This window comes from Pedobacter sp. Leaf250, assembly GCF_920984735.1.
Lineage (GTDB): Bacteria > Bacteroidota > Bacteroidia > Sphingobacteriales > Sphingobacteriaceae > Pedobacter.
Genome location: NZ_CAKLBU010000004.1, coordinates 155075 through 167882 on the forward strand (window position 1 = coordinate 155075; position 12808 = coordinate 167882).

A 12808-nucleotide genomic window follows, 5' to 3' on the forward strand; every position below is an offset into this window, starting at 1 on the left:
GGTACAAGATTTAGAACAATACAGATAATCGAATATCCAAAATTAAAACCTATCCCTTAAATAAAAGAATTAATCAAATTTTTGGATATTTATTTAATTGAATCTCGTTGTTTTGCAACTTCTGATTCTTACACATTTTCTCAGTTCGCAGGCGGTTCGCAACTGCAATGGATATATATTAAGTTGCCCCAGTAAAAGGTTAGGAATTAAGTTTCGACTAATAAAAACTTCCTCTTATATTAGAGATTCGGAAGGTGATTAAGAAATAATAAACCTCCGATAGGATGTCGAATGATTTGAAAATGAAAAAATATCTTAGCATTATTATGATTGCTTTTTTGACAATCAGTCTAACAAGTTGTGCAACATATACAACGATGAATACCAATAAATGGTTAGCATACGAATTACCTCCTTCTAGAATAGTCAAAAACGGCGAAATTTTTTTTGAAGGAAAACTATCTGATGGCTCTATTTTCTCGGTGTTTTTCGATAAAAAAATTGATGAAGATGCAAGATATTATCATGTGATGTTATGGCAAGATTTTGGGTGGAAATTAAAAGACGATAAAACATGGACGTCTCCTCAAGGTGCTCGCGAAAGAAAACTTGGTTATATATACATTAACCCTAATAGACAAGTCGCAGTTTATTATTATCCAGACAGAGAATATAATGTTTTTAAGGTTGATTTCAAGAAATAAGAAAGTGCCTAAGGTATATCCATTTTGCTTAATAAATACTCATCGGATAGGAAATATCCAAAACTAGAATACTACCCTTAAATAAATGAAATGGTAAAGTTTTTGGATATTATAATAAGCAGATCCAAGTTAATGAATCTGCTTATGTGATCACTTATCATTATGCGCTTAAAGTGATTGAGGTAATGTTAAAATATAAAAGTAGTTGACATGTGGTAACCTAAATCATACATCAGTTAGTTCCAGATGTACATTATAAATTACGAATTTTTCAGATTTATGGTTTTCAATTATTGAGCATCCGTTCACATTCCATGAAAATCAATTGAATGCTTTAGTTCACCATCACCCCTAATAAAGGATTAACTGAATATTCAGAAAATTCGTTTCTGGTCAACATGGTTAATAATTTACATAATTTTCTTACTATCAATATGTTCTTTGGTTAGAGTGATCTTGAACAAAATGAATATGTCTTGGACAGGAGGTATTAGGTAGATTTATATCTGTTGATTATCGAAATCCTCTGATAATATGAAATTAATTCTAACTACCCTTTTATTCATATTTGTGATGATAATGGGCAAAGAGAGCTATAGCCAATCTCTAGGTTGCCAGCGTGGTACCGTAGTATATCATCAAGAGGGTGCATTAGGAGTATGGTATGGGACGCCATATTCCACATCTTGTGGGCCAGGATCTACAACCACAACCCGTTATGCGGGCAATGTTACACCTCTACCAGGACCTCAAGGATGTAACATTAATTTGCTGGGGGCTGGCATATTAGTAAACTATAATCTTCTTAATTGTAGTCTTGATAAATTTATTCTATTACTGTTAATACCATGTTGCTTTATAGGCATTTCGAAATTACGAAATCAAAACATATAGGTTATTAATTTACAATATTTAATCGCTTAAATATTGGTGATTGCGTTCCTATCGCTTTATAAGGGCAAAAGGTTTAAAACATTCATATTTGAAATATCCAAAATTAAAACCTATCCCTTAAATAATTGAAGAGATAAAATTTCTGGATATTTATTTACTCGAATCCCACTACTTTGCAATTGCTATTTCTCATACATTTTCTCAGTACGAAGGCGATGAGCAATTTCTTAGTTTTAGACTATGGTGCTAACATCGATACGTAAATTTCCAGTTTCTATTGAGTTGATCTTCTTCTCAATTTCAGTTAAGTCCTCGTGATGATCTAGATAACCCATAAATAATGGTCCAGTGGGAACGTTCTTTACTTTTACCTTACTGATCGGACACGTTAACAGTGGCTGTCCATCTTTGGTATTGATTTGCAAAAACCATCTTATGATTCTTTCCACCTCATATACGACTACTCTCAATTCATATGCTTTAGTATTGGATTGAGTGAAGTAAGCTATTCGATAATCATGCACTAGAGTTAACATATTACTACTTAAGCCGCACCAGCCTCTTCTTAACTTCAAGATAGGATTCTTCTTAAATTGTTTCCTTCTATCAGAAATATAGAATGTGTGCACAATACCTGTACCTTTGTAAGTCAACAGCCTATACTCAACGGGGTGTTCTTGACATTTAGAAGAGGTTCCGACATATAGGTCGAACAAATCACCACTAGATTCGTTCAAGACATGATTTGAAGCTGAGAATATATCTGCAGCTATGATAAGATAATCCTTTGGAGCTATCCCTAAAGTAAATTTTGTTGGATTTCCTAGTTTGCCAGACATTGTCCAGTATGGAATTCTTGAGGTAGGACTATGTCTATCAAATATATGATTGTAGCCGGTATCATTATTGCCTGCAATTAAAATCAAACCACCATACACGTGGCAGATTGTGCATTTGGATCTAGATAGACATAACATTGTTGAATAATCGGCAGATACTGATTCCTTTAAAATCATTTCAATCTCTGTGACACTTAATAAGTTAGTTTCGTGTTGCATGGCATCTCATTAAATCAAAAATACAACAACAGTTGTAGTTTTAAAGGATTAAATTATCTTTGAAACTACCAAAAACTATATTGATGGCTCTAAGTTGGAATGAAATCAAAGATCGCGCAGTCGTCTTCTCTAAAGAGTGGGAAGATACATATAATGAGGAGGCAGAGGCTAAGCCATTCCTTGAAGCGTTCTTTAATATCTTTGGTATCACAAGAAAGCGAGTTGGCACCTTCGAACATAGAGTAAAAAAACTGAGTGAAACAGATGGTTATATAGACTTGCTCTGGAAAGGCACCATCTTGATTGAAATGAAGACCAAGGGGAAAAATCTTGATAAAGCTTTTACACAAGCTAAAGAATACATTCATGGCATAAAAGAACATGAATTACCAAAGTACATATTAGTTTCAGACTTTGAGAACTTCCGTCTATTTGATACAGAAGAGCAAAAGACTATTGAATTTAAATTAAAAGATTTAGTCAGTCACGTTCAGCACTTTGGGTTTATAGCAGGCTATCAAAAAAGAATCTACAAAGAACAAGATCCTGTTAACATTAAAGCTGCCGAATTAATGGGTAAGCTCCATGATAGATTAAAGGAAATTGGTTATGATGGTCATCCCTTAGAGGTTTATTTAGTTAGATTACTATTTTGCTTATTTGCTGAAGATACAACGATCTTCGAACCACAACAGTTCCAAAATTATATCGAAGAGCGGACGAACGAAGATGGAAGTGACTTAGCATCTAAAATACAGGAGCTATTTCAAACACTTAATACACCAAATGACAAGCGATTTAAAAACCTTGATGAGCAGCTAAATTCATTTCCTTATATAAACGGTAAGTTGTTTGAAGAGGTATTGCCTTCTGCAAGTTTCGATGCGTTAATGCGTAAATCATTATTAGAGTGTTGCTACATAGATTGGAGTAAGATCTCACCAGCCATATTTGGTTCGATGTTTCAAAGTGTAATGAACCCAAAAGAAAGAAGAAATTTAGGTGCTCACTATACAAGCGAAAAAAATATATTGAAGCTTATAAAGCCATTATTTCTTGACCAACTTTGGCAAGAGTTTGAAAGTTTAAGAAATACAAAAGGCAGGCAATTATCAGAGTTTCACAAACGTATAAGTCAATTAAAATTTCTTGATCCAGCATGTGGCTGTGGTAATTTTCTAGTTATTACATACAGAGAATTACGTTTATTAGAAATAGAAATTCTAAGAACTCTCAACAAGTCTGGTCAAGGATTTTTAGATGTGAGAGAAATCATACGGCTTGATGTAGACATGATGTTCGGAATTGAGTTTGAAGAGTTTCCCGCACGAATTGCCGAAGTAGCCATGTGGCTTATGGATCATCAAATGAACATGATAATTAGCAATGAGTTCGGTCAATACTTTATTAGATTACCATTAAAAAAAGCCGCTAAAATACACAATGCAAATGCCTTAACAATCAATTGGGAAACCGTAATTGCAAAATCCGATTTATCTTTTATTTTAGGAAATCCTCCTTTTATAGGCAAGCAGGTACAAAATGCTGAACAAAAACAAGACATGGAGCAGGTTTTTAGTGGGGTAACTGGAGTGGGAATATTGGACTATGTTACAGCATGGTACTTCAAAGCATCAAAATTTATACAAGGTACTACAATCTCGGTTGCATTTGTTTCCACGAATTCTATCGTACAAGGCGAGCAGGTTGGTGCATTATGGGGGCTTTTACAGTCAAGATATGGAATAAAAATACATTTTGCACATAGAACATTTAATTGGAGTAATGAGGCAAGAGGCAATGCCGCAGTACATGTAGTGATTATAGGTTTCGCTAATTATGATATTAACAGTAAGAGCATTTTTGAATATACTGATATTAAAGCAGAGCCTCACGAAATTATTGTTAAAAACATAAATGCATATTTGATTGATGCTAAGGACATATTTGTTTTATCTAGAATGAAACCTATATGTAATGTACCTGAAATTATAAAAGGTAGTGAAACAACAGACAATGGTCATTTTATGCTTAGTTCAGATGAAGTAGCATATTTAAAGATCAAATATATCAATTCAGATGAGTTTATAAGGCCATTTCTTGGCGGAGGTGATTTTATAAACGGGAATATCCGTTATTGTTTATGGTTAAAGGATATAGCACCGAGGACAATAAGAGATATACCTTTTCTCACCGACAGGGTCGATAAAGTCAGAAAGTTTAGGAGCGAAAGTCCAAAAGTAAGAACTAGACACTGGGCTAAGTTTCCAACGCTGTTTTCTGAAGATAGACAACCTACTGAGCGATACTTAATGCTTCCGAAAGTATCTTCCGAGAAGAGAGCATATATTCCCTTTGCGTTTGTAGAACCCGAATTTATAGTTAATAATACAGCTTCCTACATACCAAATGCTTCATTATATATTTTCGGCGTTTTAGAAAGCAAGATGCACATGACATGGGTAAGCCACATATGCGGAAGAATGAAAAGTGACTATGTTTATTCAAATAAGATCGTTTATAATAACTTTCCATGGCCTGAACAAATTAAGGATAAACATAAACTTGCAATAGAGGTTGCGGCACAGAATGTAATTTCAATAAGAATGACTTTTCTTGACAGCACTTTAGCAGAACTCTATAATTTAGCCACTATGCCTCCAAGCCTAACCAAGGCTCACATTGACTTGGACAAAGCAGTGGACATGGCTTATAGGACCCAACCATTTCCTAGTGATACTAAAAGAATGGAATATCTATTTGAACTCTATGAGAGCTATACTAAAGACCTATTTACTAAAGTAAAAACTAAGATTAAGTCCTAGCAAAAATTCTAAATTATACTAAAACAGGGCATTATAAAGCTTAGAGGAAAATAAATACTGCCAAATATAATAACTCATAAGTACCCGTCCAAAAGAAGGTACTTAAACTTAAGAGCATCTGTATAGTTGAAGGTTTTACAAGGTACAAAGCGAATCATGCAGACGACTCACGATAGCTTTCTAAATGATCAATAATTTCCAATTTTGGTTTGTAAGAAAAATTGCTTGACAACTATTTTTATCAATACAACTTCATTAATTTTTTAAATTTAATGTGAGTTTTTATTGAAAATTGTCATGCCAAAGATAAATTAAGATTTTCTATCGCTTTATAAGGGCACAAGGTTTAAAACATTCCTATTTATAAATATCCAAAATTAAAACCTACCTCTTAAATAATAGAATTAATCAAATTTTTGGATATCAATAAATATATCCAATTACTGACTGTCACATTTTTCTTCTAAAATTCTAGATCAGTACTTTCAAATTTTCAAATTCATTCAATATAATTGTTTATTATATTTGGCGAATCTAAATTATATAAAAATGAATCTAATAGAGCATTCTGATTTGCTTTTCGAAATCCAACCTATTCTAAAACCAAAAACAGCCTATACGACCGACTATAAAGAAAAGATATTTTCGGACGTAAATAAATATCGGAGAAATATTGAAAAATTGGAAGAATTAAAACCTCTTGTTTCAACTATTGAAAGACTAAAAAACACGTCACTTTTTAAAATAACTGGAGACCAAATTAGCGTTCCAACATCGAATGCCTCTGAGATTGAGGCAATAATTAGTGATTTAGAATCCAAAATAGATTTAATGATACAAATGATTAGGTCGTCTAAGCTGTTTGGCCAAGAGGATTTGCTATTCATAAAGTTACCAGAATTTAAGTCATTTGATGAGCTTGCGAAATATTCCAAGGATTTGCAAAAAGCTATTGAAATTCCAATCACTGATGAAGCAATTAATGGAGAAGTAAATATTATCGGTGCAGATCAAGGATCCGTGATACTTTATGTAGCATTGGGAACGATAGCCGCAGTAAAACTAATTGCTGGAATATGTTGGTCTGCGGCCGTTATAAAAAAGAAAAATGCAGAGGCGAATATGTTTGTTGAACATGCAAAAACATTAGAACTGAAAAATGAGGCATTAGATGCGATAATAGATGCTCAAAAAAAGCAATTGAAAAATATAGCTGAAGCTGAAGCTTCTGCGTTAGCTAATGGCTTGCTAAATCACAATGATCCAGAAACAATAAATAGATTGAAGCTTTCCATGGATATAATAGCTAATTTGATAGACAAAGGAGCCAAAATTCTTCCTATGACTAAAAATGAAGATATTCAAAAATCCTTCCCTAATTACAATGCGCTTGACTTAATCGAATCTTCAATCAGACAAATTCAATCTGGTGATAGAAATAACTAGGAATATAAAAATTCGGTAAATTGATGTACGTTTATATTCCAAATGTCAGAAAATTAAAAATATTTAATTATTTAACAAAAATAACCTTTCAGCTCAACACATTTCAAGAAATTCCGGCATAAACACACCACCCACCATATAACCCATTTATTCCGTTGCTTCTTGACTTAGTTGAGTTGAAAGCTTGCTCAAGTACCATAATTAATTAAATATTTTATGGTACACAAAACATTCAAAGTAGCTGAAGTACAAGTAAGCTACAAGCCAGATTACAAAGCATCTGAAAGACCTAAAATCTCTTCATCTAAGCAAGCCTATGATTTGCTAATGCAACAATGGGATTTAGGCAAAATAGAGCTCTTAGAACAGAGTAAAATGATTCTACTAAACAGGCAGAATAGGGTTCTTGGATTAGTTGACATATCAACAGGAGGTGTGAGTGGGACTATTCTTGATCCTAAAATCATATTTTCCATAGCATTAAAAGCCAATACATCAGCTATAATTTTATGTCATAACCATCCTAGCGGAAATACTCAACCAAGCCAATCTGATATTAAATTAACTAATCAGTTGAAAGAGGGTGGTAAATTATTAGAGATTCTAGTTTGGGATCATTTGATTATTACAAATGAAAATTATTACAGTTTTGCTGATGATGGCATGATGTAAAAAATATTAGCTTGGGTTAATCACCCAGGCTAATTTAAATTTTTATTAGAGAATGCCCCTCGTAAAAAGTAAAGTCATATTCCCTATAGCTTCATTAAGCGTATCCTGTAATGAAAGTATTTTTAGATAACTCAGGTTTCAGAAACGAACTTTCTTTCTTCTGAAGCCCGAAATTCTTTAACAATTTGGTAACACAAGATAATCTATCTTATATTTAGAGTTTTAAATTAATACTCTAACATGATCGTTTCAATCTTTTTAAGACATTTTAAAGTCTACAAAGGAATTAATTACCTGCCAATTTCTGAGGGGTATCGTTTTTCAAGCATCATCGGTGAAAATGGTTGTGGGAAAAGTTCAATACTTGAGGCCTTAGATTTTTGTTTCAATAAAAAAGGAGCCACGGATTGGCCAGTCAATAATGATGCGAAATCAGATGGAATAAGCGGTGATAATTTCCCATATATTGTTCCTGTTTACCTAATTCATAAATCAAAATTACGAAATGAGGCTAAAGCTGATTCAGAGCAATTTGCAAAAGCTAAACTTCTATCTGATTTTCTATGGGCTACAACATTGAAGGCCAAAGGAAAATTTTATGATGACTTCTACAAGCATCGTGAGGAGTTAGCAAGTTCCTATGATAAAGAAGACTATTTCCTACTTTTGGCTGGAAAAAAATATAACGATCCAGGTACATATTTTGGCTCTTTCCATAACCAATTAGTTTTTATTAATGACAAACCGAATGAGTCATATGACGACCTAGAATTGCAAAAATATTTTAAAGGTTTTTACGAGTACTTAAATTCTCACTATTCATATATTTATATTCCAGTAGAAACTGACGTTCAAACTTATACCAAGCTTGAAACACAGGACATGCAAAAACTTATGGATAAAAATATCCAGAAAGAAATTGAAAAGGCGATTACCGTTAAAACAATTAATCAAATAAATAAAGATCTCGATAAATTTGTCAAAGAAATAGAAGATGTTTTAGAAATCTATCATTATAAGGGACATTACAAAAATAATTTGACGATGCCAGATTTGGTATCAAAAATTATTGAAGCATTTTTTTCGATTAAAGTATTAAATCGTAAAACTGAAAATTCAAAATCAATCCCTGTTACAGAATTGAGTTCAGGAGAAAAGAGGAAAGCATTAATAGACGTAGCATATTCATTTCTAATAAAGAATAATGATCGGGAAAGTAACATAATTCTTGCTATTGATGAACCTGAGGCTTCTCTACATATATCAAATTGCTATGAACAGTTCGACAAACTATTCAGAATAAGTACAAATCATCAAATTTTGGTTTCCACACATTGGTATGGCTTTTTACCGATAATCAGTAATGGTAGTGCGACTGCTATAACAAAGAATTTAAAAAATGAAGTGAGTTTCAAATTCCTTAATCTATACAACTACAGAGAAAACATTCTACATTCTAGAAAACTTCATAAAGGACCATTACCTATTGATTATAATATAAAAAGCTACAACGACTTAGTTCAATCAATTATAATTTCAATAATGCAACCAAAACCTTACCACTGGATTGTTTGCGAGGGTCAATCAGAAAAAATCTATTTTGATCACTATTTTTCTAAAGAAATTCAAGACGATAATTTAAGGATACTTCCAGTTGGTGGATATAAAGAAGTAAAAAAAATTTACAGCTATTTAATAACGCCAATAAAAGATCCTGATTATACAATTACAGGTAAGGTTTATTGCTTAATTGATACTGATACTGAGCGGATAGAGGTGCCTGAGTTTGTTAAAGAAAAAAATTTATTCTTTGAGAGGTTAATATTAAAACATGAGGGATCGATCCTTGTTGATGTTAATAATAATCTTACTAGCCCACCAACTGAAATTGAGGATTGCTTAAACCCTATAATATTTTATCACACTTTACAAGAATTTATTCAGGAATACGAAGACATTAAGCAATTGTTTGACACGAAGATACTTGATTATGAAGAAAGATATTCAGCAGATTTCCTCGACCTTACGAAGAAAGAAAAAGCAACAATCAAAGCCTTTTTTGATGACAATAGTGGATATAATAAAATTCTTTTTGCAAGAAAATATGTTCAACTTGCAAACACTCCCTTTTTCAAATCATCGGACAAACTTGAATGGATCGAAGATATTAAGAAAAAACTATACCCAAGTAAATAGTCGTTAAGCCATGAAAAGATAAAATAATCTGAAAGTTATTTGAAATTAATTCTTGTAAATTGACAACCCATTTAGAGTTAAGGCGATAAGTAAAACGAAAGTATTAGTAATCGGCAGATAGAATGTGCAGAACATACAACACGATTGGTTCACTCTCGACTTTAAAATCACATTTAGAGGAGAACAATATTCATGACTTCAAATCCTTAAAAGAAGTAATTAATTTTCAAAATTCATATCCAACTATCAGAAAACAATTAATTTTAACTCATGAGAAACTTATTGAGGAAGAGAAAAATTTGCTTAAAATAGATTTACAGCAATTAGAAACCAATATAGAAAAAGAAAAACAACAAGCAGAAATAAGATTGACTGTTGAGATTATGGCTCTTAAACAGGAAATAAACGTTTCAATAAGTGATGAACCAAAAAACTTAATTCCTAGACTTAAAAAAAATATTCTAGATTGGAATAACAAAAGGAAACTTCAAAATAAGGAACAAGATTTTGATAGAGAGGTATTTAAATCAATTAAAAACCTCGTTGAGATTCAACAAGTCAAGCAGAACCGTTTTGATTTTATAGCCACACAATTTAACCAAGCTGTTGAAGAAAGCGCCCAAGTTGCCTGGACCGAGATTGACAGGAAGAAACTAGTAATTGACGAATCAAGCAATTACATCTATGGTGCATTGGGAGAACAAAAAGTTGTAAAAACATTGGAAGCCCTCTCAGATGAATACTATCTGATTAACGATTTTGACATTACCTTTTTCAATGCGATCTATAACAAAAGAGATAATGAATATATTAAGTCAGTGCAAATTGATCATATACTTATAGGGCCATCAGGAATATTTATTATTGAAACAAAAAATTGGAGCGAAAAATCAATTGAAAATTTAAACTTGCGTTCACCAGTTGATCAGATTAGACGAGCAAGTTTAATTTTATTTAAGTTTCTGAATAATGACATCGGAAATTTCCACCTAAACTTAGGTAAACATCACTGGGGTGATAAAAAAATTTCAATTAAAAATGTAATCGTTCTGATTAATACCAGACCGCAAGGGGAATTCCAATATGTTAAAGTTGTAACATTGAATGAATTACTCAGCTATGTAAACTATTTTAAACCAGTGTTTTCGAAAGATGAAACACAACGAATTGCAGAATTTCTTTTAAAAATAAATGATCAGAAAACTATTTAGATATTGCAGCTCAATTAGAAGTTAATCAAAAGTTGCCCTCCTAAAAGTAGAGTTAAATGTTCCTATCATTTTTATAAGGGCTATCTTCTTAATGAGTTTTGCAATAAATGAAATATCCAAAATCAGAAACCTTCCCTTAAATATATAGATTGGTAAAGTTTTTGGATATTCTATTTTCCACGAAAATTAATATCTTGCCGAACTAAATTAACAAATATGCCCTATCTCCCATCGGTTCAGATTTTTACTACCATCTAAACACACAAAAAGATTATTTAAAATACGTAATAATTAAATTATGCAAAACTGTACCGATTACTTGCTATGTGAGGCTTCAAGTTAAGGTTGTTGCGTATATTTTGGTGTCATATGGCATTTTAAAAACGACAAACACGAATGAAAAAATTGATAAAAATTGACTGGACAAAGAATAAACCAACACTATCCAAAAAACTGAATGTTTTTGGCAGCCTTTTGCTTTTCTTGTCATTCACTATACAAATGTTTCTATATAATACATGGGATGAAAAAATAAAACAATTTGACCAAGCAAATAGAGACTTTACAGAAATGACAAGAACCTCATTGGAATACCAAAATTTATATCTTGGATTACAAAGCCAGGACAGCCTAACAAAGCAGCTATATCAAGCTAATTTTATTAAAGCGGCTGCCGAAAAATACAGAATGGGTAAGATTATCTCAACTAATGCTGAATTAGTAGGAAGTAAAGAAGATGCAAAAAAGTTTGTTGACAATACAAATGTGTTGTTAGCATCTATTCAACAAGTAACCGACTTAAACACACTATATGCTTTTGTGCAAATTGCGGATGCAAAAATTCCAGAAAATCGAAAATTAAAAGCTGAATGGATGGATAAAATGAACTTTAAGAAGAAAACAGCATCATTCTTTTTCTTAGCCTTTCAGATTTTAGGCTCAATTATGCTGGTTCTAGGTTTTAGATATCAAAATTAAATTTAGGATAAGAGTTTGGAAGAAAAATAGATTTGATAGAAAATTGGCAAATAACCATCAAAATATACATGAAACAGTAAGATATTTTCAAAATCAATGGATTTTATTATGAGTAATCGAGATATTTTAACATTAGATGAAATATATAGCTTCATTGAATATTTGAAAACATTTATATATGATCTAGAAATCTGCTCTGACAATATAGAACAAGTCATCAATGCTCAAAGCGAAGGAGTAAACTTAATTCCAATACAGCATTTTATAGGTCATTATATCTTTTTAAGTTATTCTCATATTGCTATAACCGCATATAAAATATTTCATAGTGGTGAAAAAAGAAGCTTCTTTAAATTATTTAATAAAATAGACAACTTTTCCTACGAAGATTCGCTAAAAAGACATTTGGAACAAAATGGAAATAAAGATGAGAACTTAATTAAAAACAGATCTGAGTTTAAAGAAATCACAGCCATTTTGATACAAAAGATCAATACAAAAGATGCATTAATCAACAAAATAAAACTAAGAAGATCAACTTTTTATGCTCATTCTGATCCGAAAAATAGTGTCAAACCAGAAACGCTAGAGGAGATTAAAGAATTAAAGGAGTTCTCAAAAAATATTTTCAATTTACTGTATGGGAAATTTAAAGACACACATTTTTCATTTAACTTTAATATTGCTTCTATAAGAAATGTAATCGAAGACAGAAAACTGGTAGACGGCTACTACGGCGATTTGGAAAAAGAAATGTAAGTTAGAATATGCTCATCCTATTGTTTAAGTAGAATTCTAGATAGCAATCAACAAATATCCAAAAT

At 31.8% G+C, this 12808-nt stretch carries 9 protein-coding genes; 8 read left to right on the top strand and 1 reads right to left on the bottom strand.

The features are described from left to right. The first annotated feature begins 302 nt into the window (after positions 1-302). Entirely contained in the window at positions 303-704 is a 402-nt protein-coding gene (locus LUA91_RS05140; RefSeq protein WP_231424956.1) for a hypothetical protein, read from the top strand. Positions 705-1831: 1127 nt separating this feature from the next. On the opposite strand, the gene LUA91_RS05145 is transcribed toward LUA91_RS05140, so the two are convergent. Continuing rightward, a complete protein-coding gene (locus LUA91_RS05145) occupies positions 1832-2656 on the bottom strand; it encodes a hypothetical protein (RefSeq protein ID WP_231424957.1) in 825 nt (274 codons plus the stop codon). An 83-nt stretch (positions 2657-2739) separates the two neighbouring features. On the opposite strand from LUA91_RS05145, the gene LUA91_RS05150 reads away from it, so the two are divergent. From LUA91_RS05150 to LUA91_RS05180, 7 genes are all read left to right on the top strand, one after another. Further along, positions 2740-5481, top strand: a complete 2742-nt coding sequence (locus LUA91_RS05150; protein ID WP_231424958.1) for a DNA methyltransferase — start codon at positions 2740-2742, stop codon at positions 5479-5481. Between the two features lie 549 nt (positions 5482-6030). Further along, a complete protein-coding gene (locus LUA91_RS05155) occupies positions 6031-6927 on the top strand; it encodes a hypothetical protein (protein WP_231424959.1) in 897 nt (298 codons plus the stop codon). Positions 6928-7143: 216 nt separating this feature from the next. Beyond that, positions 7144-7599, top strand: coding sequence for a RadC family protein (locus LUA91_RS05160; protein ID WP_231424960.1), 456 nt, complete (start codon positions 7144-7146; stop codon positions 7597-7599). A gap of 240 nt (positions 7600-7839) precedes the next feature. Next, complete coding sequence (locus LUA91_RS05165; protein ID WP_231424961.1) at positions 7840-9795, top strand: AAA family ATPase; 1956 nt, start codon at positions 7840-7842, stop codon at positions 9793-9795. Between the two features lie 299 nt (positions 9796-10094). Next, the gene (locus LUA91_RS05170) at positions 10095-11006 is read left to right on the top strand and encodes a nuclease-related domain-containing protein (protein WP_231424962.1); all 912 of its coding nucleotides are present in this window, start codon (positions 10095-10097) and stop codon (positions 11004-11006) included. 396 nt (positions 11007-11402) lie between these two features. Continuing rightward, positions 11403-11984, top strand: coding sequence for a hypothetical protein (locus LUA91_RS05175; RefSeq protein WP_231424963.1), 582 nt, complete (start codon positions 11403-11405; stop codon positions 11982-11984). Between the two features lie 96 nt (positions 11985-12080). Further along, on the top strand, positions 12081-12743 hold the full coding sequence (locus tag LUA91_RS05180) for a hypothetical protein (RefSeq protein ID WP_231424964.1): 663 nt from the start codon (positions 12081-12083) through the stop codon (positions 12741-12743). Positions 12744-12808: the final 65 nt, after the last annotated feature.